The organism is Thermaerobacter sp. PB12/4term, assembly GCF_003403315.2.
Taxonomy (GTDB): domain Bacteria; phylum Bacillota; class Sulfobacillia; order Thermaerobacterales; family Thermaerobacteraceae; genus Thermaerobacter.
On the sequence record NZ_CP048407.1, the window covers coordinates 2,381,915 to 2,408,806 of the forward strand.

23 protein-coding genes are annotated in these 26,892 nt (G+C 72.0%); 13 read left to right on the forward strand and 10 right to left on the reverse strand.

Annotation, left to right across the window (positions count from 1 at the left end):
* Nucleotides 1-72: 72 nt before the first annotated feature.
* The 6 genes from DYI95_RS09955 to DYI95_RS09980 form a co-directional block, all read right to left on the reverse strand.
* Nucleotides 73-1,083 (reverse strand): acryloyl-CoA reductase, encoded by a 1,011-nt coding sequence (locus tag DYI95_RS09955; protein ID WP_116899955.1) that lies wholly within the window; start codon nt 1,081-1,083, stop codon nt 73-75.
* 23 nt (nt 1,084-1,106) lie between these two features.
* Nucleotides 1,107-2,075: an MBL fold metallo-hydrolase gene (locus tag DYI95_RS09960; protein ID WP_116899954.1), complete on the reverse strand. Its 969-nt coding sequence runs from the start codon at nt 2,073-2,075 to the stop codon at nt 1,107-1,109.
* 114 nt (nt 2,076-2,189) lie between these two features.
* Complete coding sequence (gene treS, locus DYI95_RS09965) at nt 2,190-3,956, reverse strand: maltose alpha-D-glucosyltransferase (RefSeq protein WP_116899953.1); 1,767 nt, start codon at nt 3,954-3,956, stop codon at nt 2,190-2,192.
* 283 nt (nt 3,957-4,239) lie between these two features.
* Nucleotides 4,240-5,124 carry a carbohydrate ABC transporter permease gene (locus DYI95_RS09970; RefSeq protein ID WP_203530638.1) on the reverse strand — a complete coding sequence of 295 codons (885 nt, stop codon included), beginning with the start codon at nt 5,122-5,124 and terminating at the stop codon, nt 4,240-4,242.
* The gene (locus tag DYI95_RS09975; protein ID WP_203530640.1) at nt 5,121-6,035 is read right to left on the reverse strand and encodes a carbohydrate ABC transporter permease; all 915 of its coding nucleotides are present in this window, start codon (nt 6,033-6,035) and stop codon (nt 5,121-5,123) included. Before DYI95_RS09975 ends, DYI95_RS09970 begins: the two co-directional genes overlap by 4 nt.
* A 231-nt stretch (nt 6,036-6,266) precedes the next feature.
* The gene (locus tag DYI95_RS09980; protein WP_203530642.1) at nt 6,267-7,487 is read right to left on the reverse strand and encodes an ABC transporter substrate-binding protein; all 1,221 of its coding nucleotides are present in this window, start codon (nt 7,485-7,487) and stop codon (nt 6,267-6,269) included.
* Nucleotides 7,488-7,693: 206 nt separating this feature from the next.
* On the opposite strand from DYI95_RS09980, the gene DYI95_RS09985 reads away from it, so the two are divergent.
* On the forward strand, nt 7,694-8,839 hold the full coding sequence (locus tag DYI95_RS09985) for an ABC transporter ATP-binding protein (protein ID WP_116899952.1): 1,146 nt from the start codon (nt 7,694-7,696) through the stop codon (nt 8,837-8,839).
* A 95-nt stretch (nt 8,840-8,934) separates the two neighbouring features.
* On the forward strand, nt 8,935-9,429 hold the full coding sequence (locus tag DYI95_RS09990; protein ID WP_116899951.1) for an NUDIX hydrolase: 495 nt from the start codon (nt 8,935-8,937) through the stop codon (nt 9,427-9,429).
* A 97-nt stretch (nt 9,430-9,526) separates the two neighbouring features.
* Here DYI95_RS09990 and DYI95_RS09995 read toward each other — a convergent pair whose 3' ends face one another.
* The gene (locus DYI95_RS09995) at nt 9,527-10,402 is read right to left on the reverse strand and encodes a TerC family protein (protein WP_116899950.1); all 876 of its coding nucleotides are present in this window, start codon (nt 10,400-10,402) and stop codon (nt 9,527-9,529) included.
* A gap of 348 nt (nt 10,403-10,750) precedes the next feature.
* Between DYI95_RS09995 and DYI95_RS10000 the strand changes: the two genes are divergently transcribed.
* The 5 genes from DYI95_RS10000 to DYI95_RS10020 all read left to right on the forward strand — a co-directional run bounded on the left by DYI95_RS10000 (nt 10,751) and on the right by DYI95_RS10020 (nt 17,248).
* Nucleotides 10,751-11,476 carry a hypothetical protein gene (locus DYI95_RS10000; RefSeq protein WP_116899949.1) on the forward strand — a complete coding sequence of 242 codons (726 nt, stop codon included), beginning with the start codon at nt 10,751-10,753 and terminating at the stop codon, nt 11,474-11,476.
* A 556-nt stretch (nt 11,477-12,032) separates the two neighbouring features.
* Nucleotides 12,033-12,809, forward strand: coding sequence for a DeoR/GlpR family DNA-binding transcription regulator (locus tag DYI95_RS10005; RefSeq protein ID WP_116899948.1), 777 nt, complete (start codon nt 12,033-12,035; stop codon nt 12,807-12,809).
* Nucleotides 12,810-12,853: 44 nt separating this feature from the next.
* Nucleotides 12,854-14,575, forward strand: coding sequence for a four-carbon acid sugar kinase family protein (locus DYI95_RS10010; RefSeq protein ID WP_116899947.1), 1,722 nt, complete (start codon nt 12,854-12,856; stop codon nt 14,573-14,575).
* Nucleotides 14,576-14,609: 34 nt separating this feature from the next.
* Nucleotides 14,610-15,791, forward strand: a complete 1,182-nt coding sequence (gene pdxA, locus DYI95_RS10015; RefSeq protein WP_116899946.1) for a 4-hydroxythreonine-4-phosphate dehydrogenase PdxA — start codon at nt 14,610-14,612, stop codon at nt 15,789-15,791.
* A gap of 5 nt (nt 15,792-15,796) precedes the next feature.
* Nucleotides 15,797-17,248: a GntP family permease gene (locus DYI95_RS10020; RefSeq protein ID WP_116899945.1), complete on the forward strand. Its 1,452-nt coding sequence runs from the start codon at nt 15,797-15,799 to the stop codon at nt 17,246-17,248.
* Nucleotides 17,249-17,606: 358 nt separating this feature from the next.
* Here DYI95_RS10020 and DYI95_RS10025 read toward each other — a convergent pair whose 3' ends face one another.
* On the reverse strand, nt 17,607-18,485 hold the full coding sequence (locus DYI95_RS10025) for a hypothetical protein (RefSeq protein WP_116899944.1): 879 nt from the start codon (nt 18,483-18,485) through the stop codon (nt 17,607-17,609).
* Between the two features lie 207 nt (nt 18,486-18,692).
* On the opposite strand from DYI95_RS10025, the gene DYI95_RS10030 reads away from it, so the two are divergent.
* Nucleotides 18,693-19,355, forward strand: a complete 663-nt coding sequence (locus DYI95_RS10030) for a DUF1614 domain-containing protein (RefSeq protein WP_116899943.1) — start codon at nt 18,693-18,695, stop codon at nt 19,353-19,355.
* Between the two features lie 104 nt (nt 19,356-19,459).
* Nucleotides 19,460-20,560 carry an RluA family pseudouridine synthase gene (locus tag DYI95_RS10035; protein WP_116899942.1) on the forward strand — a complete coding sequence of 367 codons (1,101 nt, stop codon included), beginning with the start codon at nt 19,460-19,462 and terminating at the stop codon, nt 20,558-20,560.
* 156 nt (nt 20,561-20,716) lie between these two features.
* On the opposite strand, the gene DYI95_RS10040 is transcribed toward DYI95_RS10035, so the two are convergent.
* Nucleotides 20,717-21,163 carry an iron-sulfur cluster assembly scaffold protein gene (locus DYI95_RS10040; RefSeq protein ID WP_116899941.1) on the reverse strand — a complete coding sequence of 149 codons (447 nt, stop codon included), beginning with the start codon at nt 21,161-21,163 and terminating at the stop codon, nt 20,717-20,719.
* A gap of 166 nt (nt 21,164-21,329) precedes the next feature.
* On the opposite strand from DYI95_RS10040, the gene DYI95_RS10045 reads away from it, so the two are divergent.
* Together DYI95_RS10045 and DYI95_RS11985 are read left to right on the forward strand one after the other, a co-directional pair.
* Nucleotides 21,330-22,223 carry a sulfurtransferase gene (locus DYI95_RS10045; protein WP_116899940.1) on the forward strand — a complete coding sequence of 298 codons (894 nt, stop codon included), beginning with the start codon at nt 21,330-21,332 and terminating at the stop codon, nt 22,221-22,223.
* Nucleotides 22,224-22,739: 516 nt separating this feature from the next.
* Nucleotides 22,740-23,246, forward strand: a complete 507-nt coding sequence (locus DYI95_RS11985) for a hypothetical protein (protein ID WP_203530644.1) — start codon at nt 22,740-22,742, stop codon at nt 23,244-23,246.
* Between the two features lie 99 nt (nt 23,247-23,345).
* On the opposite strand, the gene trpS is transcribed toward DYI95_RS11985, so the two are convergent.
* Nucleotides 23,346-24,479 carry a tryptophan--tRNA ligase gene (trpS, locus tag DYI95_RS10055; protein ID WP_243149746.1) on the reverse strand — a complete coding sequence of 378 codons (1,134 nt, stop codon included), beginning with the start codon at nt 24,477-24,479 and terminating at the stop codon, nt 23,346-23,348.
* A 323-nt stretch (nt 24,480-24,802) separates the two neighbouring features.
* Between trpS and DYI95_RS10060 the strand changes: the two genes are divergently transcribed.
* Both DYI95_RS10060 and DYI95_RS10065 read left to right on the forward strand, forming a co-directional pair.
* Nucleotides 24,803-25,822 carry a hypothetical protein gene (locus DYI95_RS10060; RefSeq protein ID WP_116899938.1) on the forward strand — a complete coding sequence of 340 codons (1,020 nt, stop codon included), beginning with the start codon at nt 24,803-24,805 and terminating at the stop codon, nt 25,820-25,822.
* Between the two features lie 128 nt (nt 25,823-25,950).
* Entirely contained in the window at nt 25,951-26,835 is an 885-nt protein-coding gene (locus DYI95_RS10065; RefSeq protein WP_116899937.1) for a DsbA family protein, read from the forward strand.
* The last annotated feature ends 57 nt before the right edge of the window (nt 26,836-26,892 follow it).

The following is a 26,892-nucleotide window of genomic DNA, read 5'->3' on the forward strand; positions in this document are numbered from 1 at the left end:
CCCGTGCCCGGAGCCACCCCCCACCCGGGCCCCGGTCCCCGGCAGGGAACGTTCCCCGCCGGGGACCGGAGCTCACGCCACGCGGACCAGGATCCGCCCCCGCACCCGGCCGGCCAGAACGTCTGCGAAGGCCTCGGGCAGCTCGTCCAGCCCCACCTCGCGGCAGACCAAGGCGTCCAGGGCGGGCGGCCGCAAATCGCCGGCCAGCCGCTGCCAGATCCGCATGCGCAGGGGCATCGGGCAGTAGACCGAGTCGATGCCCAGCAGGGAGACGCCCCGCAGGATGAAGGGGAAGACGGTGGTGTTCAGCTGGCTGCCCCCGGTGAGGCCTACGGCCGCCACGGCGCCCCCGTAACGGGTGGTCCGCAACACATGGGCCAGGGTGTCGCCACCCACCGCATCGATGGCTGCCGCCCAAAGCTGCTTCTCCAGCGGCTTTCCGCCCTGCACTGCCACCTCGCTGCGGGGGATGACCCGGCTGGCCCCCAGGCGCTTGAGGTATTCCACCGCGCCGGCCTTGCCCGTGCTGGCCACCACCTCATACCCGCGGCGGGCCAGGATGGCCACGGCCACAGAACCCACGCCGCCCGTGGCGCCGGTGACCAGGACCGGGCCCTGGCCCGGCGCCAGGCCGTGTTCTTCCAGGCGATGGAGGGCCAGGGCGGCGGTGAACCCCGCCGTGCCCAGGACCATCGCCTCCCGCAGGTCGAGGCCGCGGGGCAACGGCACGACCCACTGGGCGGGCACCCGCGCGTATTCGGCGTAGCCCCCGTAGTGGCTGACCCCCAGCTCGAAACCCGTCACCAGGACAGGATCCCCGGGCCGGAAGCGGGGATCGGCCGACTCCACCACCTTGCCGGCCAGGTCGATACCCGGCACCATGGGATAGGATCGCACCACCCGGCCGTCGGGCCGGCTGGCCAGGCCGTCCTTGTAGTTGACGCCGGAATAGGCGACGCGAAGGGTTACCTCGCCCGGCGGCAGGTCGCCGGCACCCAGCGTACGCACCCCCTGGCGCAGGCTGCCGTCGCCGTCCCGCTCGACCAGGTAAGCCCTGAAAGACTCCGCCACCGCTGGAGTCATGGCAGGTCCCCCTTGTGGATGTTTCAGGTCTTCCCCTGCGCCCGGCGCTGCAGGTAATCGGCGATGCCGAAGGCACAGATGTCCAGGTCCAGGGCCACGGCGGGTTCCACCTCAGCCCAGTCCAGGCCGTGGGCCTCCGCGTCGCGGCGGATGTGCTCGGCCAGGCGGCGGCGGGTCTCCTCCGGGCCGGCCGGCCGCCCGTCCACCTGCCCGCAAGCTACAAACAGGGGAACCTGTTCTTCCAGGCGCTCGGCGATCTCCTCGGGCGACAGGCTGGTGGCCGCAAAATGGGGCAGCAGCATGGTCGCCGGGCGCAACTGGGGCAGCCGCCGGGCGGACTGGAGCATCAGTTCCGGGTCGAACTGGTTGGGCGCGGTGGAAGGCAGGAGGTAGTCCCGGCCCAGGCGCCGGCAAAGGGCAGGGTAGCGGACCCCCGCCTCGTCGGCGGTGACAAGAGCCCCGGTGCCCTCATCCAGGATCATGTACTGGTGCCGGGCATGGCCGCCGGCACCGATGAACCGCAGCCGGTGGCCGTCCCCCAGATCCAGGGTCTCGCCGTCCTCCGGCGTGAGCATCCGCTCCGCAGCCACCGGCTCGGGCAGGCCGAAGAGGCTTTCCAGGCGATCCCCGAAGATCGTCCGGGCTCCCTGCACCAGCCGGGTCGGGTCCTGCAGGTGCCGGGCGCCCCGCGGGTGGACCACCACCTGGGCCCGGGGCAGCAGCCGGGCCAGGGTACCGGCCCCCGCCGCGTGGTCCAGGTGGATGTGGGTCAGGATGATGTAGGCGATCTCGTCCCGGGGAACTCCCTGCTGCTCGAGGGCCTCCAGCCATGCCTGGACGCCGGCCCGGCCGCCCGTCTCGATCAGCGCCGGGCGGGGTGCCCGGATGAGGAACCCGGCCGTGCGCTCGGCCTGGCCGCCCTCCCGCAGGTCCACAACGAAGGTATCGGGAGCCACCAAACCGGCCCCGCTGTCGCTTACGTTGGCGGTCACGGCCCCGCCCCCTCTGCTTGCCATCTTCCAGCAGGGATACATTACGCGAACCGGCGGCCTGTGCCTGCCGGCAGGCCGCGCGGGAGGCGGGCCGCATACCGCGGACATGCCCCCTTACAACCCGGTCGGAGGCCGGCGCAGGACGAACCAGTAGAACCCGTGGGGGCCCAGGGTCAGAAAGTACGGCTCCTCCCCCACGGGGGGCAGGGCCGAGCCGCCGAAGGCGTCGGCAGGTATGGCGCCCCGGTACGGCCCGAGGCCAAGCCGGACCCCCTGGACGTAGCGGGACAAGTTGGCCACCACCAGCACCGCCAGATCGCCGTGACGGCGGATAAACGCCAGCACGCGGGGGTTGTCGGCCTCGACCAGCTCCAGGCTGCCGCGGCCCAGCGCCGGCAGCCCCTTGCGCACGGCGATGAGCCGCCGCATCCAGTTGAGCAGCGAGTCGGGGCTGGCCAGCTGGGCCTCGACGTTCACCGCCTCGTAGTGGTAGGCCGGGTCGACCACCACCGGCGCGCAGAGCCGCTGGGGGTTGGCCGGAGAGAAGCCCGCATTGCGCCCGCCGCTCCATTGCATCGGCGTGCGCACCGCATGCCGGTCGGGCAGGTAGATGTTGTCGCCCATGCCGATCTCGTCCCCGTAGTAGATCACCGGCGTGCCGGGCAGGGAGAAGAGCAGGCCGTAGGCCAGCTCGATCCGCCGCCGGTCGTTGCCCAGCAAAGGCGCCAGCCGGCGCCGGATGCCCAGGTTGACCCGGGCCTGGGGATCGGGCGCATAGGCGTCAAGCAGCGCTTCCCGTTCCTCCGGCGTCACCATCTCCAGGCTCAGCTCGTCGTGGTTGCGGAGGAACACGGCCCACTGGCAGGCCGGGGCGATGGCCGGCTCGTCCCGCAGCACCTGCTGCAGCGGCCGGGCCTCTTCCCGGGCCAGGGCGAGGAACAGTCGGGGCATCAGGGGGAAGTGGAAGGCCATGTGGCACTCGTCCCCCTGCAGGTAGCGGGCCAGTTCGGCCAGCGGCTCGTTGGCCTCGGCCAGCAGCACCCGCTCGCCGTAACGGGACTCCACGTGGGCGCGGAACTCGCGGACGAAGTCGTGGGTCGCGGGCAATCCCGCACAGGTGGTGCCCTCGGCCTCGTAGAGGTACGAGAGGGCATCCAGCCGGAACCCGTCGACGCCCAGGCGTAACCAGAAATCCGCCACCCGCAGCATGGCCCGGCGCACCAGGGGATTTTCATAGTTCAGGTCGGGCTGGTGGGCATAGAAGCGGTGCCAGTAGTAGGCCTGGGCCACGGGGTCCCAGGTCCAGTTGCCCTCTTCGTAGTCGGGGAAGATCACCCGGACCCCGCGGTAGCGGTCGGGCGTCTCGCTCCAGACGTAGAAGTTGCGCCACGGGCTGCCCGGCCGGGCGCGCCGGGCCCGCTGGAACCAGCGGTGCTGCCGGGAGGTGTGGTTCAGCACCAGGTCGATGATCACCCGCAGCCCGCGGCGGTGGGCTTCCGCCAGGAACCGCTTCAAGTCGCCCAGCGTGCCGTAGGCCGGGTGGACCGCCGTGTAGTCCGCCACGTCGTAACCGTCGTCCGCCAGGGGCGACGGGTAGAAGGGCAGGAGCCACAGCGCCGTGACGCCCAGGTCCTGCAGGTAGTCCAGCCTGGCCGTCAGGCCACGGAAGTCGCCGGTGCCGTCGCCGTTGCCGTCGAAGAAGGTGCGCACGTGCAGCTCATAGATGATGGCATCCTTGTACCACAGCGTGGGTGGAACCGGCCCCCCGGCCGGCCCCCGGCCGTCCGCCGCTGCCCGAACCTGCAGCACGGTACCGGCCGCTCCCCCTTGAGCCACCCCTTGCCGGGGATGGCCGGCAGCCTGTCCCTCCGGCGCCTGCACGCCAGCGGTCCCTCCCACCGGCTGGGTCGAAGCATTGTCCGGTTTGCCAGGGCCCTCCCGGGATACCCGGGGCAACATCCTATGCAGGTACCGGAAGGCCGGTCAAGGGACGGGGCAACCCCTGGACATGCCCTGGAAGGGCAGGGAACCGCTGATCTCCGCCGGCCTGGCCCGCGCGCTCGCCTTTACACCGCCGGGCGCCCGCTCACCGTCCCGCATCCCTCCCCCCGTCCCCGCGCCCCGGCCCTCCCCTTCGCCCGGCCCTTCCCTTCGCCGCGGTCCCTCACTTCAAGGTCCAGCCCACCAGCCCCCGCACGTAGTACCGCTGCAGCAGGGCAAACACCAGGACCGGCACTGCCATGACCAGCAAGGCGGCGGACGAGAGCAGGCCCCAGTCGACCTGATACTGCCCGCGGAGCAGCGGGATCCGCTGGGTGGCCAGCAGCAGGTCGGGCCGGTAGACCAGGACCAGGGCAAGGAAGAAATCGTTCCATACCCAGGTGGATTGCAACGCCGCGGCCGAGGCCACCGCGGGCAAGCTCATGGGCAGGATCACCCGCAGGTACGTCTGCCACCGCCCCGCCCCGTCCAGCAGCGCTGCCTCCTCTACCTCCCGGGGGAGGGTCGCAAAGTAGTTGCGGAAGAACAGGATCATCCAGGGCAGGGCCCAGGCGGTGTGGGCCAGGACCAGGCCGGCGTGGGAGTTGACGAGGCCGGCGTCCCGCATCAGCCGAAACAGGGGAACGGCCACCATCTGCTGGGGCACCGCCAGGAGCAGGACCACCCCCATCATCAGGGGGCGGCGGGCCCGGGAGCGCGACCGCAACAGCCCGTAGGCGGCCAGGGACCCCAGCAGCAAGGGGAGGAGGGTCCCCGGAATGGCAACCCGCAACGAATTGACCAGCCCCTGGGCCATGGCCGCCGTGGGGTGGTCCAGGGCGCGGGCCAGGTTCTCACTGCTTAACGTCAGCGGTTCCAGGCGCCACCATCCATGGAGCAGCTCCCGCGAAGGGCGCAGCGCGCTCATGGCCACCCCGGCGAAGGGTACGACCCACAGTAGCCCGAGCCCCCACGCCAGGAGATGGCGCAACAGGCTGGACGCCGCCCGCCGCCAGCGGTGGCGGGCTTCGCCTGGGACCAGGACCCTGCGACGCACCCGCCCGTTCACCCCCGCTCCCCTCCTTCCGCCGTGCGCACGAACCAGAGGCCGATCAGCAGCGTGCACAGGGTGAGCAGGGTGGCCACCGCGGCAGCCCGGTGGGGATCCAGGGAGCGAAAGCCGTAGAAGTACATCTGCAGGGCCAGCACCATGGAGGCGCCGCCGGGCCCGCCCTGGGTGGCCGTGTAGACCAGGTCGAAGATCTTCAGTTCCCAGAGGACCGTCATCGCCACCACCACCGCCGTCACGGGGCGCAGAGATGGCCAGGTGATGTGGCGAAAGCGCGACCACCAGCCTGCCCCGTCCACCAGGGCCGCTTCGTAGTAGGCCCGGGGGATGCTCGCCAGGCCGGCCGAATAGAGCACCATGGCAAAGCCTGCCCACAGCCACACCGAGCCGAGGATCAGGGCCGGCAGGGCCAGCTGGGGGTAGGCCGTCCAGGTCCGGGCCAGGCTCTCGACCCCCAGGTTTCGAAACAGGGCAGGGATCACGCCGGCGTTCTCATCGAACAGAAAACGGATCAGCACCCCGCCCACCACCAGGGGCGTCACCATCCCAAGGAACACGAAGGAGCGAAGGAGGCTGCCTCCGCGAACCTCCTGCAAGAGAAGGGCCAGGGCGAGCCCCAGGCCGGTGGTCAGGGGCAGGTGCAGGGCAACCCACACCAGGTTGTGGACCAGCGAACCCCACGGCGGTGGCGAGCCGGGGAAGCGCCCCGGCGCCAGGGTCTCCGGATCCTGCAGGACCGCCTGGAAGTGGGCCAGCCCGGCCCAGCGGCCGCCGGCATCGACGAAGGCCAGCCACAGGGTTTCGGCGGCGGGCACCACCACCAGCGCCAGGATGAGCACCAGGGCCGGAGCGGCCAGCCACAAGGGATCGCGCCGGCGGGAGCGCCGCGGGCGCCCGGGGAGCGGGCGCAAACCCGCGCCCGGGACACCCCCGCCGGCCGGAGGGACACCCCCGCCGGTGCGGGGCTCATCCGTGCCACCGCGGGCACCGGGGACCTCCTCCTCCGCCGGAAGCCGGGTGGCTGCAGCCGAGGGGTGGCGGTGGAACCCGCCCGAAGAGCCAGGTTCCACCGCCGCGCCGGGTTGCCCCGCGGGCCGCCTGAACGCCAAGGGAAGCGAGGAGAAGGAGAAGATCACCCGGCTTCACCTCCCTCGCTCCTGTTCGAGGCGCTCCAGCACCCCCTGCCACTGGCCGGGTTCGACCCACAATAGCTTCAGCTGGTCCCAGAAGGTCCGCTGCCAGTCGCCGCCGATGGCGTCGTCCAGGTCGGGCAGCAGTTCCGCCCCTTCCAGGAGCCGGGCCACCTCCTGGTCCACCGCCGGATGGGCTTCGGCGGGGACGTCGTTGCGGCCTGACAGCTTACCGCCTTGCCGCGCTCGCAGCTCCATCCCCTCGCGGCTGATCAGAAAAGCGACCAGCTGCTTGGCTTTCTCGGCCCGGGGGCTATGCCGGGGCACGAAGACGTAATCGGTGGCCGCCACCATGCCCCGGGCACCGGGCAAGGGGAACACGCCCAGATCCGAAGGGTCGTCCACCAGGCCCGTTAGCCAGTTGCCCATGAAATACAGCCCGTACTCCCCCTGCCACCAGAGGTCGACGGCCTGGGTCCAGTCCATGGGGTCGCTGAAGTACTCCAGCACCGGGACCAGCCGGTCGCGGAACACCTCCTGGACCTTGGGATCGGTCCAGGCGATCCGCCCTTCGATCAGATCCCGCTGCAGGTCGGGGCCGCCGAAGGCGATGAGGAAGTGCTCGACCACGTCGGAGAGCGGCCAGCCGGTACCGTCGCCGCTGGCCACGGGCGCCTGCACGCCCTCGATCTCGGCCAGGCGCTGGAGCAGGGCGACGAACTCGTCCCAGGTGGCGGGCACTTCAAGGCCGTGCTCGGCAAAGAAGGACTTCCGGTACCAGAAGCCGGGTTTCACCGTGAGGGCATAAGGAACGGCCACCACCTGCCCGCCGGCCTCGGCGGCCGGCATGCGGAACGCACCGGCTTCAGGCTCCCAGATGTCCTTGAGGTCCACCGCGTCCTGGGCGTGCTCCTTCACCCACCAGTCCCACATGAAGATGACGTCCGCCGGCGCCTGTCCGGCTTCGAACTGGGCCGGCAAAACCTGGGCCAGGTCTTCATACCGCTGGGTCTGATACTGGATGGTGATGCCCAGCCGCCGCTCCGCCTCTTCCAGCACCGGGAGGAACTGCTCCATCTCGGCACCCGACCAGGGGCCGATGACCGTCAGCTGGTTGGAGTCCTGATCTCCGCCTGAGCCCTCCGTCCCGGCGCCGGTGCCGCCCTGGCTGCAAGCAGCCAGCAGCATGGCCGCCAGGGCCAGGCCTGCGATCCACCGCCAGCTTCTCGCCATCGTTCCCACCTCCGGGCTGGTATGTTGCAGGGAAACTTCCCCTGTCCTTTCTTTTACCACACGGCAGGTGGCACCCCTGGCGGGCTTCCGTTGCCCGGGCCGGGTGGAGAGGGAGCCCCATGGGACGGTGTCAAGCCCCTTTAGACAGGATTTCAGGCCGCTACAACGAATCTCTTGGTGTTCACATCGATTGGAGGAATCTCGCCATGGCAGAGGTCCGGCTGGTGGACGTAACGAAGCGCTTTGGCTCCACCGTGGCGGTCGACCGGGTCTCGCTGGATATCGCCGACGGGGAGTTCCTGGTCCTGGTGGGGCCTTCGGGTTGCGGAAAGTCGACGCTGCTGCGGCTCATCGCAGGCCTGGAAGACGTGACCGAGGGCCAGGTGCACATCGGTGACCGGGTGGTCAATGACGTGCCGCCCAAGGACCGGGACGTGGCCATGGTCTTCCAGAATTACGCCCTCTATCCCCACATGACCGTCTACGACAACATGGCCTTCGGCCTGCGGATGCGCAAGGTGCCGCGGGACGAGATCGACCGCCGGGTGCGCCAGGCGGCCGAAACCCTGGGCCTGACGAACCTGCTGCGCCGGCGTCCCGCCCAGCTCTCGGGCGGCCAGCGCCAGCGGGTGGCCCTGGGCCGGGCCATCGTCCGCGATCCCAAGGTGTTCCTGATGGACGAACCCCTCTCCAACCTGGACGCCCAGCTCCGCGTGCAGATGCGCACGGAGCTGGCCCGCCTGCACCAGCGCCTGGGTACCACCACGATCTACGTCACCCACGATCAGGTGGAGGCCATGACCCTGGGTGACCGCATCGCCGTGCTGCGGGACGGCAAGCTGCAGCAGGTGGCCACGCCCCAGGAGATCTACGCCCGCCCGGCCAACGTCTTCGTCGCCTCCTTCATCGGCTCTCCGCCGATGAACTTCATCCGCGGTGTGGTGGAACGCAGTGACGGTGAGGTGCGCTTTGCCGGCGGCGGCTTGAGCTGCCGCCTGGAGGGCGAGCTGGCCGAAGAGGCCGAAGCTTACCTGTCCTCCGGGGACGGCCACCGGCGGGAAGTGCTCCTGGGCGTCCGGCCCGAACACATTCACGCCCGCCTGGCCGAAGGCAGCGCCGTGTCCGGTGAGACCCACCTGGTGGCCACCGCCGAGGTGGTGGAGCCGCTGGGCGCCGAAACCTTCGTGTACGTGACGGCGGGGGCGACGTCCCTGACGGTGCGGGTCGACCCGCGCCTGGCCGTGCGCCCCGGCGACCGGCTGGCCCTGGTCCTGGACGGCGGCCAGCTCCACCTGTTCGACGCCGCCACCGAGCAGTCCGTGCGGGAGCTGGCGGCGGTGGTGCTGGCGTAGCGGTACGGTGCGTGGTCAACCGGTCGACCGGTGCCCGCTGGCAACATGGCCGGCCGGTGGACCCGGAGCAGGCAAGACAAGGAGGCTTCGTCCGGGTGCTCAGCTTCGATGTGGACGGCGTGCGCTTCAACCTGCGGGTCGCCGGCGTGATCCTCGCCGGCGACCATGTTCTTCTTAACCAGATCGCCGGCACCGATTACTGGATCCTACCCGGTGGACGGGTCGAAGGGGGCGAGGCGACGGGCGCTGCCCTGCACCGGGAACTGCAGGAGGAGCTCGGCGTCAACGTCCAGGTGGGCCGCCTGCTCTGGGTTGTTGAATCCTTTTTTACCTTGCAAGGGCGGTGGTTTCACGAGCTGGGGTTCTACTACCAGGTGACGCTGCCCGATTCCCCGGGCGGACGGGTCCCGGCGCGGGGGCAATCCAGCCACCGGCAGGATGGCCCCAACCTACTCACCTTCCGCTGGTTCCCCCTTGGTGACCTCGGCCACGGCGTGCGGCTGTTGCCGCCCTTCCTGTGCGAAGCGCTGGCCCACCCGCCCGTGACCACCTGCCACCTGGTGTACCGGGACGAACCGGCCGAATCCTAGCACCCTGCGCCACCGGACTTCGGCCTTGCCCCTCCTCCAGGGATTCGCCGGCCCGCGCAGGGACTTGGGCCTTGCCTCCTCACCAGGGGCTCGCGGCTCACGCCTCGCTGGGGGGTGGGTCTTGCGGCTTGCGATGGCCCCGCGCCACGGCCGGCGCCACCGGTGCCGGTATGGGCTCGTCCCCGGACCCGCCGGCCCCCGAGCCGCCGCGGGTTGCGGTGCCGCCGGAACGAGAGCTGGGGGCCGGTTCGCGGAACCCAGCGCCGGCGGGCGCGGTCCCTGCGGCCACCTCCGGCGTGGGCGTCGCGCCCGGCCGGCGGCCTTGGAGAATAAAGAACCCCGTCAATAAGAGGGTTGCCACGATGTGCACGGCCAACACGACGCCTTCGGGTACCCCGACCAGGGCCGCATGGACAACCCGGTCCTTCAGCATCATCTCCACGGCCACCCACACCAGGATGCCGGCCCCCACGTAGATCAGCCACGGCCACCGGTCCATGAGCCCGCTGAGGAGCGAACTGCCCCAGATGATCAGCGGCACCGACAGGGCCAGCCCCATCACCAGCAGCCCCAGGTGACCGCCCGAAACGCCCACCAGGGCGAGCACGTTGTCGAGGGACATCACCACGTCGGCCAGGATGATGGTCTGGACCGCCTCCCAGACACTGGCCGCTTCACGCACGTTGTCGTGGCCGCCGTGGTCGTCGACCACCAGCTTGCGGGCAATCCACAGCAGGAGCAGCCCGCCTACCGCCTGCAGCAACGGGATGTGGAGCAGCCACGTGACCACCGCCGCCAGCCCAAGCCGCAGTCCCACGGCGCCGCCGGCGCCGAGCAGGATCGCTTGCCGGCGCATGCGCCCGTGAAGGCGGCGGGCCGCCAGGGCAATGACCACCGCGTTGTCACCGGCCAGCAGCAAATCTACAAATACAAGCCCAAAGAACCGCGCCGCCTGTTCCCAGAGATCTGCCACCCATCATGCCTCCCGGGACGATCCAGCAGGTTGGCCCGCCGCCGTTGCAAACCATCCCGCCCCGATGCCGTGGGCGGCTCCGGCGGCGTTACCTATAACGTACCACTGTTGGGCAGGGGTGAGGCCGGCGCGGGGCTGGTGATACTTGCAGGTGAGAGGGAGTGGCCCGCCGGTGTCCCGGTCACGGGACCGGGTGGACGGGCCGCGGACCCGGTCATCCATCCCATGCATTGGCCCACCGGTGTTGAGGTCACGGGATAGGGCCCGGTCCCCGCCCGTCGCCGGGACACGGGGCAGGCCGGCTGCGACCCGGGTCGCCGGTGGGACACCGGGACAGGGGGAGGCGGTATGGCAGAGGGAGTTCAAGGTGCCGGGCGAACCCGGCCCGGCGGCCCGGGCCGCGAGCCTGCCGCAGACAGCTGGCGATGGGCGGGCCGGCTGCTGGTGGCGGGAGGCCTTCTGGCGGCGGCCAGCACCGTCCTGCATCCCGTCACCCTGGACCCGGGCAACGCAGCGGAAGTGCTGGACGCGGTGCGCCGGGCACCCGAACGCTGGGTTGCGGTCCACGTGGGTCTGGGCTTTGGGGTCGCCGCCTGGTCCCTGGGCTGGTTCCTGGTCTACCAGGGACTGCGCGAGGCGGGCCGGGCCCGCTGGAGCGGCGCCGGCGCCGTGCTGGCCGCGGCCGCGCTGGCCGTCTGGCTGCCGCTGCTGGCGCTGGAAGCGGCGGGGCTCCCCCTGCTGGCCCGGGCCACAAGCCCGGGTGCAAGCCCTCTCTGGTTTGATGTGGCCTGGCCGGCCACCCTGGCCGGAGGTTACGTGGCCACCTGGCTCTACTGGCTGGCGGGGATGGCCGTGGCCTGGGATCTCGCCTCCTTCGCCCCGGCCGGGGGCCCCCGGGTTTCCCGGGGCATCGCCCTGGCCACCCTGCTGCCTGGACTGCCCGGCATGGTGCTGGCCTGGCTCTTCCCGGACGCGGCGGTGCCGGTGCTGATGGTCTCTCTGGTCCCCGGCGCCCTGTGGGCGCTGGTTGTGGCTTGGCGCCTGGCCAGGGGAGCCGTCGGCAACCAGAGCTGAGCCGCGCCGGCCGGCCGGGCACCGGCCGGGTCCACGCCACCGATCCATCAGGACCGCTTCCGGTGCCCCTTTCTTGGCGCCCACGACGGTCCCGCGGCCTCGTGGACAGGAATGCCCCGGCTTCGGCCGGGATTCCGGCCCGGCTTCATGGCACCATTCCGGCCTGGGTTCATGGCACCGCCCGCAGCCGCTCGCCGCGCCCTCCTCCCCTCCGCCCCCCGCGTTGCGCCCCGGGCACCCTCCGGACACGACCGCTTGCTGCCCATTATCGCCGGCCCGCCGGTTCGGCACGCCGGCCCCGGGCTCCCCACACGGGTTCGCTGAGCGGGCCGTTCCATCACCGGCATGCGACCGTCCTGGATCCCAAGCCAGCCATTTCCGCCTGTCCGATCCCGCCGGCCGGCAGGAAAGGCACGACGGGCCGCGAAGATCCGCACATGAACAAACACAATCGATAAGGCCTGAACACTCAGTCGATCAGGATGGATCAACGCCCGGCCCCGAGGCGGCCCGGGCGCTCGGCCCCGGGGCCGGGCCGGGCAGGAGCGATGTCACCATGCTGGCCGAAGAACGGCGCCGACAAGTCCTGCAGTGGCTGGAAGCCGAAGGGCGGCTTGAGGTCAGCGAGGTCGCCCGGCGCCTGGCCGTCTCCCCCATGACCGTGCGGCGTGACCTGGAGCGCCTGGAGGCGGACGGGTTGCTGGTGCGCACCCACGGCGGCGCCCTGCCCGTGGGCGCCGTCACGCCCAGGGAACTGCCCTACGCTTCCAAGCGCGCCCGGCAGGTGGAGGCTAAGCGCAAGATCGGCCGGGCGGCGGCAGCCCTGATCCGCCCGGGCGAGACGGTGATCCTGGACGCCGGTTCGACCACGCTGGAAATCGCCCGCCACCTGCCGCCCCGCATCACCCTCAAGGTGGTGACCAACGACCTCTTGATCGCCCGGGAGCTGGCGGATCGCGAGGGCATCGACGTGTACGTGACGGGCGGCCAGGTGCGCCGGGGTGTCTACAGCCTGCAGGGGCCGGAAACCGAGGCTTACCTGCGCGCCACCCACGTGGACCGGGCCTTCGTGGGGGCCGACGGGATCGACGTGGTCTACGGCGTCTCCACCACCAACCGGCAGAAGGTGCCGGTGAAGCAGGCCATGCTGGCCGCCGCCGAGCGGTCCTACGTGGTGGCCGACCACAGCAAGCTGGGGCGGCGCGCCTTTGCCCGGTTTGCCGGGATCGACCAGATCGGCACCCTGATCTGCGACGACCAGGCCCAGGCGTCCTGCGCCATGCAGCTGGAGGCCCTGGCTGAAGCGGGAGTCGAGGTCGTGCTGGCCCCGTGACCTCCATCCCCGTTCCCAGCCTCAGGGAAGGGAGAGACCCCGGCATGTTCGGACTGGTGGCCGACGACGTGACCGGCGCCAACGCCACCGCGGCCCGGGTGGCCGCGCGGGCCGGCATTGCCGGCCGGGTGGTCCTGCACCCCCTGCCCGGCGCGGAAACAAGCCCGGTGGCCGGCATCACGGTAACCGGGACGGCAGCGGCCGGCCTGGAGGCGGCCGGCGAGGGGACCGGCGGCAAGGGGGTCGCCGGGAAAGGGGCGGTGGGCGCCGGGGAGACCGGAGCGGGCCCGGCGGTGGCACCTACCATGGGCACCGCCGCCGGGCCGGCCCCGGCCGATCCGGCCCTCCTGGTCGTGCCTACCCACTCCCGGGCGGTCGAACCGGCCGTGGCGCGCCGGCGCGTGCGGGCGGCGTTTCAGGTCCTCCGGCGCGCCGGGTGCCGGTTCTTCGGCAAGCGCATCGACAGCACCCTGCGCGGCAACCTGGGGGCCGAGCTGGCGGGCGCCCTCGAGGCCCTGCCCGGGCACATGGCCGTGGTGGTGGCCGCCTTCCCTGCATCCGGGCGCACCACGGTGGGCGGGCGGCTACTGGTCAACGGGGTCCCGCTCATGGCGACGGAAGCCGCCCGGGATCCCATCACCCCCGTGACGGACGACCACGTGGCCCGGCTTGTTGCCACCCAGAGCGGCCTGCCCGCTGCCTACCTGCCGCCGGACGGCGATGGCTACGACCACCGCCTGCCGGAGCGGCTGCGTGAGCTCCACCGGGCGGGAACCCGGGTGGTGGTCCTGGACGCGGCCCGGGATGCGGACATCGAGACCATCGCCGCCCTGGTGGCCCGGGCCCGCATCCCCGTGCTGGCCGTCGACCCGGGGCCCTTCTTTGCGGCCTGGGTAGCCCACCAGCTGGGCGAGGGCGGAGCCGATCCGGACAACCACGGTGGACCGGCAACATCGGGCTCGCCGGCCGCCCCGCCGGCATCGGGCGAATCTTCGCGGCCGGTATCCCTCGCCTCCCAACGGGCCGCCGCCGGCGGCGCGGGTCCCTGGCTGGTGGTGGCGGGAAGCCTCACGGACCTGACCCAGCGCCAGCTGGCCGCGGTGACCCGGCGCTGGCCGGTCCCGCGCCTGCACGCGACCCTGCCCCAGCTGCTGGCCGATCCCGTCGCTGCAGCCCAGACCCTGCTGCCCCAGATCGAGGCAGCCCTGGCCCGCTGGGGGGTGGCGGTGGTGGAAACGGATCGCTCCGCGGCGACAACCCGGCCCACCGCGGGGGCGCCCGCACCCGCCGCCCGGAACGCCGGATGCTCCGGCGCCGCCATTCCGGAAGACCTGGCCCAGCAGGTGGCCCGCCAGCTGGGGACCCTGGCCGCCACGCTGGTGGACCGTCTCCCCGGCCTGGCGGGGCTCGTGCTGACCGGCGGCGATACCGCGGCTGCGGTGGCGGCCGCGCTGGGGGCTGGAGCCCTGCGGGTGACCGGCGAGCTGGCGCCCCTGGTGGCGGCCGGCTCCCTGGAAGGTGGGCGGCGACCGGGGCTGGCGGTGATCACCAAGGGCGGGCTGGTGGGCGACGAGGACCTGCTGGTCCGCCTGCTGGAGCCGCGGGTACGCCCCCTGGCGGAGGAGACGGCAGCCGGCGCGGAGGACCCGAGCCCGGCCCGGGGGCCGGGGGCACCCCACCCTGAACCGGACGGCCGGGCCCGGGCCGCCGCCGGGGCGAAGCCTCCCCGCTCCCCTGCCGGAACCTCACCCCGCCGGATTTTGTGAAGCCCGCCGGATCCCATGAAGGAGGTGCAGGAGCATGCCAAGCGACCCCCACCACCCCGCGCCCCGTGACGGTCGCCCCCTGGTGGCCATCACCCTGGGCGACCCCGCGGGCATCGGGCCGGAGATCGTGGTCAAGGCGCTGGCCGATCCCGGGGTCTACCGGGAGCTGCGCCCGCTGGTCATCGGCGATCGCCGCACGGTGGAGCGGGCCCGCGCCCTGGTGCCCGGGGCGCCGGCGGTGCGGGTCATCACCCGCCCGGCGGAAGGCGCTTACACCCCCGGCACCCTGGATCTGGTCGACCTGGCCAACGTGCCCGCGGACCTGGCCCTGGGCCAGGTGCAGGCCGCGGCGGGCCGCGCCGCCTACCAGTTCATCGAACGGGCGGTGGCCTGGGCGCTGGCGGGCCAGGTGGATGCCGTGGCCACGGCGCCCATCCACAAGGAGGCCCTGCGGGCGGCCGGCGTTCCGCACATCGGGCACACGGAGATCTTTGCGGAGCTGACCGGCTCGCCCGACCCCCTGACCATGTTCGAGGTGGCGGGAATCCGGATCTTCTTCCTGACCCGCCACGTCTCCCTGCGCCAGGCCCTCGACCTGGTGCGCAAGGACCGCATCGTCGCCACGGCCCGCGCCGCCCTGGAGCACCTGCGGAACCTGGGCATCGCCGAGCCGCGGCTGGCCGTGGCCGCCCTCAACCCCCACGCCGGCGACGGCGGCTTGCTGGGCCGGGAGGAGATGGACGAGATCGCCCCGGCCGTCCAGGTCCTCCAGCAGGAGGGCCACCAGGTGGTGGGGCCCGTGCCGGCCGACTCGGTCTTCCACCTGGCGCGGCAGGGGGCCTTCGACGCGGTGCTGTCCCTCTATCACGACCAGGGCCACATCGCCGCCAAGAGCATGGACTTCGAGGGCACCGTCAGCGTGACCCTGGGCCTGCCTTTCATCCGCACGTCGGTCGACCACGGCACCGCCTTCGACATCGCGGGAACGGGCAAGGCCAGTGCCGCCAGCATGAAGCGGGCCATCCTGGCCGCCGGGCGCCTGGCCGCGGGGCGGCCGGGTGCGGGGCGGGCGGGTACGGGCCACCGGGCGGCCGGCGGTCGCCCGGTGGCCGGGCTGGAGGAGGCCGGGCCGCGGGCCGCCCGGCCGGCGGACACGAGGCCGGGGGCCGGTTCCTCCCCCGCGGACGAACCGGCGCCCGCCGAGAGGGGAGCGTGACCTGTATGCACGGGGACGGAACGCAGATGGTTCTAGGCCTGGTGCTGGGCGTGGCCGTCCTGATCTTCCTGGTGTTGCGGACCAAGATCCACACCTTCCTGGCGCTGATCGCCGCCGCCGCCCTGACGGGCCTGGTGGGCGGGATGGCGCCGGGCGATCTGGCCCAGGCCATCACCCAGGGTTTCGGCAACACCCTGGCCAGCATCGGCATCGTCATCGGCTTTGGCGTCATGCTGGGGCGGATCCTGGAGGTGACCGGCGCCGCCCAGCGCATGGCTCTGACCTTCCTCCGGCTCTTCGGGCGCGGGCGGGAAGAGTGGGCGCTGGGGGCGACGGGGGCGGTGGTGTCCATTCCGATCTTCTGCGACTCGGGCTTCGTCATCCTCTCGCCGCTGGCCCGGGCCCTGGCCCGGGAGGCGGGCAAGCCCGTCCTGGGCCTGGGCGTGGCCCTGGCGGCCGGCCTGATGGCCACCCATCACCTGGTGCCGCCCACGCCGGGGCCTCTGGCCGCGGCCGGCACCTTCGGTGTTGACATGGGCCTGATGATCTTCTGGGGCCTGGTGATCGCCCTGCCGGTCTACGTGGTGACCATGCTCTACGCCCGCTGGATCGGCCGCTGGGCGGCAGCCCGGGGCATCACCGTGGAACACGGTACTGCGGCGCGGGCGGCCGGTTCCCGGGCGCAGGCGGCCCCAGCCGGCATGGCGCCCATCACCGGTGGGTCTGGGGCGGAAGCTGCGGCCGGGACGGCCGCCGGCTGGGGCTCCGGGCTCGCCGGCACGGGTGGAGACAATGGCCTGCTCAGCGCCTGGCGCGCCTTCGCCCCCATCGTGGTGCCGGTGCTGCTGATCTTCCTCAACACGACGCTGACGGCCCTGCAGGCTCAGGGGACCCTAGCCAGTTACCTGATCTTCCTCGGTCATCCCGTGATCGCCGTGGCCATCGGGCTGCTGCTGGCCGTCTACGGCCTGATGGGTCGCGCCCCGCGGGAAGAGGTCCTACAGCGGGTAGAAGAAGGGGTAGCGTCGGCGGGCATCATCATCCTGGTCACCGGCGCCGGCGGCGCACTGGGCAACGTGCTGCGGGCCAGCGGGACCGGCGACTTCATCGCCCAGCAGATCGCCCAGATGCCGCTGCCGCCGCTGCTGCTGCCCTTCCTGGTGGCGACCCTGGTGCGGCTGGTCCAGGGCAGCGGCACCGTGGCCATGGTGACCGCCGCCTCCATCACCGCCCCCATCCTGGCCTCGCTGGACGTGGCGCCGGTGATGGCCGCCCAGGCGGCCGCCGTGGGGTCCATGGTCTTCTCGTACTTCAACGACAGCTACTTCTGGGTGATCAACCGCACCCTGGGCATCACGGACGTGAAGACCCAGATCCTCACCTGGTCCGTGCCGTCCACCCTGGGCTGGCTGACGGGGCTGGTCACGCTACTGGTGGTCAACGGCCTGTTCTTCTGACGGGCGAACCCGGCGACGGGCAGGCAAACCCCGGAAGAAGCGGCGCGGGAGCGCCCGAGGCGCGCGGGAGGAACGCAGCAGGGCGGGGCGAACCGGCGCGGCCGGTAAGAGCGGCCTGAGGCGGACGCCCCGTCGGGGGAATCGGGGCACCCCACCTACCCGGTGAACGCGGCGGGGCGGGTCTTCCGAAGACCCGCCCCGCCTGCTTTCCTGGGCCGGGACACTGGCGGCGGAGGGCGCCGGCGGCGAGGCACGATGACGGCACCAGGGCCTAGGGTGGTGCACCTTGGCCGGTCCCCGGCCTGCTGTCCCCGCCTCACCGCGCGGTGTCCCGCCGGCCGGCTGTCCCGGAGAGGCGTCAGGTCCGGGCGTACGCCCGCTGCGCGTAGGCCTCGTGGCTTCCGGCGTGGCCCGCCTGGTGACCGTAGGCCTGTTGACCGTAGGCCTGCTGCCCGTACGGTGCCTGGAACCCGGGGGCGAAGCCGCCCTGGCCATGGGTGCCGTAGGCACCGGCGCCACCGTGGGCCGCCTGATGCATGCCCGCACCGGCCGTGGCGAAGCCGCGCTGGGCCGGCACCAGGCCCTGCGCCGCCACGGCCTGCCCCACCTGCATCAGCTGGTGCAGCTTCTGGGTGTACTCCTGCACGGCGTGCTGGTCGATGTGCGGCGAGGCGTACACCTGGTGCTGCTCGAGCCAGCGGTAGTGGTCCATGGCCATGCGCAGGTGCTCACCTGCCAGCTGGTACAGGTACGAGCGGGCCGGCTCGGCGCACTCGGTGGCCCCCCAGATGCACTGGACGGCGAAGGTCTTGCACGTGCGCAGGCAGTCGGAGGCCAGGGCAATGTCCAAGGGCTGCCCCTGGATGCCGGCCGCGCCGTAGACCTGATTCGTCCCGTGCGCCTGGGGCTGGGACTGCCAGGTCGCATCGCCGCCGGCCTGCCACTGGGCCTGATAGGGCGACTGCCAGGCGGCCGCCGGCCACTGCCAGGAACCGGCCTGCCCCTGCTGGCCATCCTGGCCGTACCGGCCGTAGGTCCCGTAGCCGCCCTGTTCCTGCAGGAAGCCCATCAGCCGCTGGGCGGCCTGCTGGAACTCCCCGGCGTGCCGCTCCAGGGTCTGGCGCAGCGTGCTGTCCTGGCAGCTTCCGGCCAGGGCACGCAGCTTGGCCCCGGCGACGGCGTGGTCCCGGCAGAGTTCCCACAGCTCGGCCGCCTGGTGCTGGGCCATCTGGGGCATGAGCGTCCCTCCTCGGGGGATGGATTTGGCACTTGGCACAAACCCGCGGCCGCGGCCGCCCCTAGTATGCGCCCGCCGCCCCGCGGCCAAGGATGGTATGATGATGGCGATTACCACCAGCAGGCGGCACGGCTGGGCCGTACAAGGCACCGGCCTGATGGGACCGATGGGCCCGGGCGGGCCGCCGGGGACCGGGGAGGTCAGGCCGTGCCCCTCTTGCCCCTCCTGTTGTTTTTCCTGCTCTCGCTGCCGATGCTGTTCTTCTTTACGTATGCCCAGGTGGCAGCCCTGTCCTTTGCGCGCCTGGGGCTGAGTCCTGCCGGGGCATTCCTGCTGTTTGCGCTGTCTCTGGCCGGTAGCGGCATCAACCTGCCGCTGCGCCGGGAACGGGTGCCCCTGGACCCGCCGCCGGTTCCACCCATCGCCTTCTTCTGGCTTTTTCCCATGATGCAGCCGCCGCGGGTGGCGGAGCGGGTGCTGGCCATCAACGTGGGCGGCGCGGTGATCCCCACCTTGTTCAGCCTGTACCTGCTGGGCGCGGGCCGCGCGCCGCTGGCGGCGGCGCTCCTGGCGACGGCGCTGGTGGCGGCGGTGGCCAGGGCCCTGGCGCGGCCCGTTCCGGGCAGGGGCATCGTCCTGCCCGCCTTCATCCCGCCGCTGGCGGCCGTGGTCATCACCCTGCTGGTGGCACCGCCCGGCAGCCGCGCCGCCGTGGCGTACGTGGCCGGCACCCTGGGCACCCTGGTGGGCGCTGACCTGCTGAACCTGCGGGCCCTGGACCGTTTGGGCCCGGGAATGTTGAGCATCGGCGGTGCGGGGGTCTTCGACGGGATCTTCCTGGTGGGCGTGCTGGCCGCCTTTCTGGCCTGAGGCTGCGCCCGGGCGCCGGCCTGGCGGAGCGGCATGGGCCTGGGGCCTGCGCACCTGGCAACGAACTCCGATAGGGTCGTCCACCGGAACGGGGAGTGGGTCGGTTGGCACGGCGGCGCTACGTGGTCACCGCGGCCGATGAGGGACAGCGATTGCACCGGCTGGCCCGCCGGTGGCTGGAGGATGTGCCCCTCAGCGCCGTGTTCCGCATGCTGCGGCAGGGCCACATCACCGTCAACGGCCGCCGCGCACCCCGGGACACGGTCCTGCGCGCCGGGGACGTGGTGGAGGCCGAGGTGGTCGATGCACCGCCCAAGCAAGCTGCGCGAGGCATCACGCCGCCATCCCGGCCGGCAGGGCCCCGGGGCGGCGCCGCCGGTTCGTCCCGGCCGCCCCGCTCGCCGGCCCCGGTCCTCCACGAGCCCCGGGTGGTGTACGAGGACGAGCACCTGCTGGTGGTCGACAAGCCGGCCGGCCTCCTCACCCACGGCGCCGGCAGCCGGCGGGAATACACCCTGCTGGACTGGGTCCGGGACGAACTGGCCCGCCGCGGCACCCTGCCCGCTGGTGCCCTGTACCAGCCGTCGCCCGGGCACCGCCTCGACCGCAACACCTCGGGCCTGGTGGCCTTCGGCAAGACCCGCCAGGGAGCGGCTCGCCTGGCGGAATGGATGCGCAGCGGCGCGGCCGTCAAGGAGTACCTGGCTGTCGTCCGGGGACGGCCGCCGGAAGGGCTCCTGCAGCACCAGCTGCAGCGCGACCGCCGGAGCCGGGTCACCCGGGTCCTGCCTGTCTCCGGCGCGCAGGAGCAACCTGCCTCACCGGCAGAGATAAGGGAGGCTGCCGGCGAGAAGGCGCCGGGCGCTGGGGAGAAGACCCGCAGCGCCAGCCTCCACCTGACCGTCCTGGCCGCGTCCCGGGGCTACACCTTGTGCCGGATCCGCCTGCTCACCGGACGAACCCACCAGATCCGCACCCAGCTGGCGGCGGTGGGCCACCCCCTGGCGGGCGACCGCAAGTACGGCGGTCCCAGGGTAGGAGGGCTCGACCGGCCCGCCCTGCACTGCCACCGGCTGGTTCTTCCCGGGGGAATGGAGCTGGTGGCGCCGTTGCCTGCGGATCTGATGGAGCTGTGCAGGCGTTTGGGGTTACCGGTACCGCACGGTGCGCCGGGACCTCACGAGCCCCGACCCGGCGGTTCCTGACGCGGTGCGCCGGTTCCTGGCGCGGTGCGCTGGTTCCGGGCGCCGGCAACGTGCGGGCTGCCCGGGCCGCCGGTGCTGCCAGCGGGCGGCGCCCGCGCTGGGTTCCGGGCCGGGCACTGCGAGGCCACCGGTCCCCGGGCCGGCCTTCGCTCCGCCTCAACCTTCCTGGTGCGGGTCGATGGGACCCTGCCACTTCCCTTCGGCCCGCAGCTTGCGCCGGTACTGGCGAACAGCCTCTTTCAGCGTGCTCAGGGCCAGGGTGGCGCAGCGGGGCCGGGTAGCCAGCGCCGATTCGCCGACGAACTGCTTCATGTCTTCCCCGCGCAGGTGGAGGACCTGGTCCATGGTGAGGCCGTCGTCGACCACCTTCTGCAGCAGCATGGAGGCCGCCGCCTGGCTGACGTTGCAGCCGCTGCCTTCGAACTTCACCCCGGCGATGCCGTGGCCGTCGCCCGTGCCCATGAGGTAGATGTGCACCACGTCGCCGCAACCCGGGTTGCCGCCCGACACCGTCACGTCGGCGTCGTCCAGCCGCCCGCGCATCCGCGGGTTGCGGGCCTCCTCGATCAGGATCTGGATCAGCGTCTCCCGGTCCCATTCCACGGTTGCGTCCCTCCCAGGCGGTTACCTAACTAATGTATCATGCGCGGCGGGAGTTCCATGGGGGGCCGGTGGATCCGGGCCGGTACGGAAAGACTGGTTGCTGTACCGGGTTTTATTACCTTACAATTCCCCTTAGCTAACTCATCTTTCCCGAGGAGGGATTCCCGTGGCCGAGGCCGTGGAAAAGGTCTTCCAGGAGCGGGGCTACGCCCACCCCGAGGTCCTGGTCAGCACCCAGTGGGTGGCCGAGCACCTGGACGAGCTGGCCGACCCCAACAGCACCAAGTACCGCCTCGTGGAGTCCGACGAGGACGTGACCCTCTACGAGGTCGGCCACATCCCGGGGGCCGTCAAGATCGACTGGCAGACCGACCTGCAGGACCCCGTGGTGCGCGATTACCTCTCGCCCGAGCAGTTCGCCCGGCTGATGTCGGAGAAGGGCATCGACAACGACACCACGGTGATCTTCTACGGGGACAAGAACAACTGGTGGGCAGCCTACGCCTTCTGGGTCTTCCAGCTCTTCGGCCACAAGAACCTGAAGATCATGGACGGCGGCCGCGCCAAGTGGGAGGCGGAGGGCCGGCCGCTGACCAAGGAAGTGCCCACCTTCCCCAAGACCAACTACAAGGCGGTCACCCGCTACGACCCCTACATCCGCGCCTTCAAGGAAGACGTGCTGCGCCACATCGAATTCGGCAAGCCGCTCATCGACGTGCGCTCGCCCGATGAGTACTCCGGCAAGCTGCTGCACATGGAGAACTACCCCCAGGAGGGCGCCCAGCGGGGCGGCCACATCAAGGGCGCCAAGAACGTGCCCTGGGCCAAGGCGGTCAACCCCGACGGCACCTTCAAGTCCGCCGACCAGCTGCGCAAGATCTATCTGGAGGAACAGGGTCTCAAGCCGGACGACGACGTCATCGTGTACTGCCGCATCGGCGAGCGGTCGTCTCACACCTGGTTTGCCCTGAAGTACCTCCTGGGCTTCGACAGCGTCCGCAACTACGACGGCTCGTGGACCGAGTGGGGCAACCTGGTGCGGGCGCCCATCGAGCGGTAATCGAACCAGCCCGGGACAGGACCATCGCCGGCAACGGCAGGAGGCCCAACCGGGGCCGCCTGCCGCCCGCGGGCGGGCCGGACGCCTGGAGGCTCCGGCCCGCCCGCGCCTTTTTCCCAGGGGCGGTTAGAACCGGCGGGCTGGTGCCCATGCTAGGTGCGCCGGCCCTGCATGTCCAGAAGGGCGCCGGTGCCAGGGAGGTGGCGTCCGGTGCAGGATCCTTCCATTGCACGCTATGCCGGCCGGGCGGTGGACCCGGCCCCAAAGCCACAGGAAGCTGCAGCGACGGGTTCCCCAGAGGCACCCGAGCCGGTCTTCCACCCGCGCGCGGCACGACTCGGGACCCCCGGCGCAAGACCTGCGGGTTCTGGTTCGGTCCGGGCCGGGGGGTTCAGGCGGAGCCGGCCGGGCCGCCGTTCTCTACTGCTGGCGGCCACGGCCCTCCTGACCGCGGCCGCCCTGGCCGGGGGCTGCAGCCTGCCCTCCACCAAACCCAGCAGCGGTGGAACCCGGCAAATGGTGACCTCGCTGGCCGACGATCCGCAGGTTCAGCAGGCGTTTGCCGCCGGTCGCGGCGAGGTGATCGCCACCGATCCCCAGGCCCGCCGGGTCATCCTGGAAGAGATGGTCCGCGAGCAGCGGCGCCTGCTGGAGGAACCTTCCGTCCGGGAGGAGGCTCTGCGGGTCAACGCCGCCCTTACCCGGGCCACGGCCACCGGGCGCGAGACACGCCCGGAGATGCTGGAGAACACCGTCGACCTGCTGGAGGGGATTCCCGGCGACCCGGAGCTCCGCCGCCGGCTGGTCAACGTGATGCGGGAACTTCTGAAGGATCCGGCCATCCAGGCCGACATGGCCGCCATGATGCGGGCCATGATGGCCTCATCCGGTGCCGGAGGCGGCAGCGGTCAAGGAGCCGGCGGCACCGGGGGAGGCGCGGGCCAGGGAGGCGGAGGTGAAAGGGAAGGCAGCGGAGGCAGCGCGGCGGGCACCCGTCCCGGAGAGGGCAGCAGCGGCCGCTGAGGGACTTCAGCAGGGCAGAGCAGGACGGGGCGACGCCGAAGAGGAAGACGGCGAGGCGCCGCCCTCCGGCCTCCCCGCCCTTTGCCGCCGGGGCGGGGTTCAGCCTGTGCCGGCGCCCTCCTTGCCGCCAGCGGCGGCGGTCCCAACCGGCGCCTGCCACAGGCTGGTTTCGTCCAGCATCAGCCCGCACGCCGCCTTGACTTCTTCGATGGTCTGGCGGGCGATGACCCGGGCGCGGCGGATGCCCTCCCGCAGGACCCGCTCCAGGTAGGCGGGGTCGTTCTCCAGTTCGGCCCGCCGGCGGCGGAAGGGCTCCAGGCTGCGGATCAGGGCATCGGCCAGGGTGCGCTTGAGGTTCACATAACGCAGCGTGCCCGCGTCGTACTCCGCCCGCAGCTGGGCGTACTCCTCTTCCGTACCGAACAACTTCAGCAGGTGGAACAGGTTGGCCACCCCAGGGCTCATTTCCTCGCCGGCCGGCCCGGTGTCCGTTACCGCCTTCATGATCTTATCGCGGATCTCCTCGGGCGGATCCGCCAGGGCGATGAGGCTGCGGGGCCCCAGGCTCTTGCTCATCTTCTTCTCCGGCTCGGTCAGGCTCATGATGCGTGCCGTATCTTCCTGGACCAGCGCCTGGGGCTCGGGAAAGATCCGCACCCCGAACAGGTGGTGGAACCGGCGCACGATCTCCCGGGCCAGCTCCAGATGGGGCAGCTGGTCCTCCCCCACGGGCACCACCTCAGCCTTGTACAGGACGATGTCGGCGGCCATCAGCACGCCGTAGGAGAGCAGGCCCAGGTGCACGTAGTCCGGGTGCTGCTCCACCTTCTCCTTGTAGGTCGGTACCCGCTCCAGCCAGGACACGGGCGTCACCGTGCCCAGAATCCAGGCCAGCTCCGTGTGCTCCGGCAGCGCCGACTGGACGATCAGGATGGACCGTTCGGGGTCCACCCCCGCGGCCAGGTAGTCGATCAGCAGTTCCCGCACGTTGGCCCGCATCTCCGCCGGATCGTAGGGCGTCGTCATGCCGTGATAGTCGACGATGGCGTAGATGCACTCGTAACGGTCCTGCAGCTTGATCCAGCTCTTGATGGCGCCCAGGTAATTGCCCAGGTGGATCTGGCCTGTGGGTCGAATGCCGCTGAACACCCGCTTGCGCGCCACCGCTTGCGCCCTCCCGTCCTTGCCCGGCCCGTAAGTCTCGGCAGGCGTTGCCACACGTGTGTTCATCATCTTAACCTTCCCGGCGGCCGCTGGCCAGCTTCCTGGGCTCCCCGGGCGGCCCTGCCCGGCGGCAGCGGCGCCGCGGCCGCGGATGGTGCCATACCGCCGGCTGCGCCCCAGGCGGGCAGGGAGGCCTAACCGGCTCCGCAGCCTGCATACCAATGATTGCCATGAACACCGGCTCGCGCCAGCCCCGTCCTGTCCCGGCCCGTCCCCCCGGAGCCCCCCTCGCCTCCGGGATGGGAACGCCGCCTGCCGGGGGAACGCAACCGCCCCCATCCCCAGGGTCGCCGCGGGCTCCGGGGGATGCTGCCGGGCCGGGCGCCTGGCCCGTGGCCGCCACCTTCATCGGCACCGTGGTGGGTGCCGGCTTCGCCTCCGGGCAGGAGATCCTCTCCTTTTTCACCCTGTACGGATGGGCCGGCAGCCTGGGCATCGTGCTGGTGGCCGTGGCCTTCGCCGCCGGCGGGAGCTGGTGGCTGGAACTGGGCGCCCGCACCCGGGCCCGCTCCTACCGGGACGCCCTGGCCGCCACCGCCGGCCCGTGGGCCGGCAGCCTGCTGGACGGGCTGCTGACCGCCTCCCTGTTCCTGGGCGTCGGCGTGATGACCGCGGGAGCGGCCGCCGTCACCGCCGAGCAGCTGGGGTGGTCGCCCTGGGCGGGGCGGGCTACCTTCCTGTTCCTCTGCGTGGTGACGGTCTGGCACGGGCTTCCCGGGGTCCTGGCCGCCAACACCGCGGTGGTGCCCCTGCTGGTGGGCGTGGTGATCATGGTGGCGGTGCACGGCCTCCGGGCGGCACGCCCGGCAGCTCTGGCCGCCCTGGCCCCCATGGCTGCCGCCCTGCCCGCCGCCCCCGCTCCCCACTGGCTCGTGGCCGCCCTCCTCTACGCCGGCTTCAACCTGCTGCTGGCGCTTCCCGTGCTCGTCCCCCTGGGAGCGTCGGCTCCCCCCGGCGCCCGGCGGCTGGGCAGCCTGGCGGGTGGGATGGGCCTGGCCGCCCTGGCCCTGCTGCTGCACATGGCGCTGCTCGCCCACATGCCTGCTTCTGCCACCCGGGAGATCCCGGTGCTCTACCTGGCGGCAGGGCTGCCCGGCTGGTTCCGGGCGCTGCTGGCGGTGGTGTTGTGGACGGAGATCTTCACCACCGCCGTCGGCAGCCTTTACGGCCTGGCCAGCCGCCTGGGGGTGCCGGGCTCCGGTTCCTACCGCCTGGCGGTGCTGGTCACGGCCGTCCTTGCGATGGCCGTGGCGGAGGCCGGCTTTGCCCACCTGGTCCGGGTCCTGTATCCCTTGCTGGGCTGGCTGGGCCTCGGCCTGGTGGCCTGGCTGCTGTGGGGCGCGCGCCGCTGAGGTTCTGCCGCCTTCCCAGACAGCCCCGCTCCGGCTACCATGGGACTAGCGCCCCGGCCCTTCCGGTGGCCGGCCGGCCCGCCGCGGCCTGCCGTCCCGGGGCCGCGGCAGATCCGCACAGGGAAAGGATGGAGATCGTGCCCCCCAGGTCGACCCCAGCATCCGGAACCGGGCCCCAGGCCGGTGGCCGGGGGTCCCAGGCGGGAACCCGCTCCGGTCCCCCTCGCCGTCCGGGATCCGGGTCCGGTGGCTACGGCCGCTCCCGGCGCGAGGCAGAAGCGCGGCGCCGCCGGCTCCGGTGGCTCACCCTGGGCACGGCCGCCGTGATCGTCCTGGCCGTGGCCCTGGCCGTGGCCGCGACCCGCCAGGCGGACCGGCAAGCCGCCCCGGCGGACCTGTTCCAGCTGGAGCGGCAGCCGGCCCTGGGCTCCGCCAGCGCCCCGGTCACCGTGGTCGAGTTTGCCGATTTCAAGTGCCCCTATTGCCGTGAGTTCACCCTGAACGAGTTTCCCCGGTTCAAGGAAGCCTACATCGACACGGGGAAGGTCCGGTTCTACTTCATCAACTATCCTTTCATCGGCCCCGACTCCGATACGGCGGCCCAGGCCATGGAGGCGGTATACGCCCAGTCCCCGGAGGGCGTCTGGGCCTTCATCGACCGGCTGATGCAGCTGCAGGGGCCCGAAGACCAGCAGTGGGCAACCCCGGAATTCCTGGTGGACGTGGCACGCCAGGCGGTGCCCGGGATCGACGCCCAGCGCCTGCTGGATGACCTGCGGTCCGGGCGGTACGCCGGCGAGGTGGACGCCGACCGGGCCATCGCCGTCCGGGCGGGCGTGCGCGGCACGCCGTCGGTCTTCGTCAACGGCAAGTTCGTGGAGAACTGGTCGTTCGAGGGACTCAAGGCCGCCGTCGACCAGGCCCTGGCCGAGGCGGGGAGCAGCGGCGAGCGCGACGGGCCGAGCGGCGCCGGCGGTGGCTCGGCGGGAACGAGTTCCCAGGGTGGATCCTGACCCGGGCAGGGCGGGTGCTGGCGCCGGCAACGATAACGGCTCCGACCGTCCGGAGGC

What these genes read in the sequence shown, in the direction of transcription:
- DYI95_RS11985 (WP_203530644.1), top strand. Translation starts at nt 22,740, where the DNA reads ATGGTGACCTCGCTGGCCGACGATCCGCAGGTTCAGCAGGCGTTTGCC.
- DYI95_RS10010 (WP_116899947.1), top strand. Translation starts at nt 12,854, where the DNA reads ATGTTCGGACTGGTGGCCGACGACGTGACCGGCGCCAACGCCACCGCG.
- DYI95_RS10025 (WP_116899944.1), bottom strand. Translation starts at nt 18,485, where the DNA reads ATGCCCCAGATGGCCCAGCACCAGGCGGCCGAGCTGTGGGAACTCTGC.
- DYI95_RS10020 (WP_116899945.1), top strand. Translation starts at nt 15,797, where the DNA reads ATGCACGGGGACGGAACGCAGATGGTTCTAGGCCTGGTGCTGGGCGTG.
- DYI95_RS10065 (WP_116899937.1), top strand. Translation starts at nt 25,951, where the DNA reads ATGGAGATCGTGCCCCCCAGGTCGACCCCAGCATCCGGAACCGGGCCC.
- trpS (WP_243149746.1), bottom strand. Translation starts at nt 24,479, where the DNA reads ATGATGAACACACGTGTGGCAACGCCTGCCGAGACTTACGGGCCGGGC.
- DYI95_RS09955 (WP_116899955.1), bottom strand. Translation starts at nt 1,083, where the DNA reads ATGACTCCAGCGGTGGCGGAGTCTTTCAGGGCTTACCTGGTCGAGCGG.
- DYI95_RS10000 (WP_116899949.1), top strand. Translation starts at nt 10,751, where the DNA reads ATGGCAGAGGGAGTTCAAGGTGCCGGGCGAACCCGGCCCGGCGGCCCG.
- DYI95_RS10005 (WP_116899948.1), top strand. Translation starts at nt 12,033, where the DNA reads ATGCTGGCCGAAGAACGGCGCCGACAAGTCCTGCAGTGGCTGGAAGCC.
- DYI95_RS09980 (WP_203530642.1), bottom strand. Translation starts at nt 7,487, where the DNA reads ATGGCGAGAAGCTGGCGGTGGATCGCAGGCCTGGCCCTGGCGGCCATG.
- pdxA (WP_116899946.1), top strand. Translation starts at nt 14,610, where the DNA reads ATGCCAAGCGACCCCCACCACCCCGCGCCCCGTGACGGTCGCCCCCTG.
- DYI95_RS09985 (WP_116899952.1), top strand. Translation starts at nt 7,694, where the DNA reads ATGGCAGAGGTCCGGCTGGTGGACGTAACGAAGCGCTTTGGCTCCACC.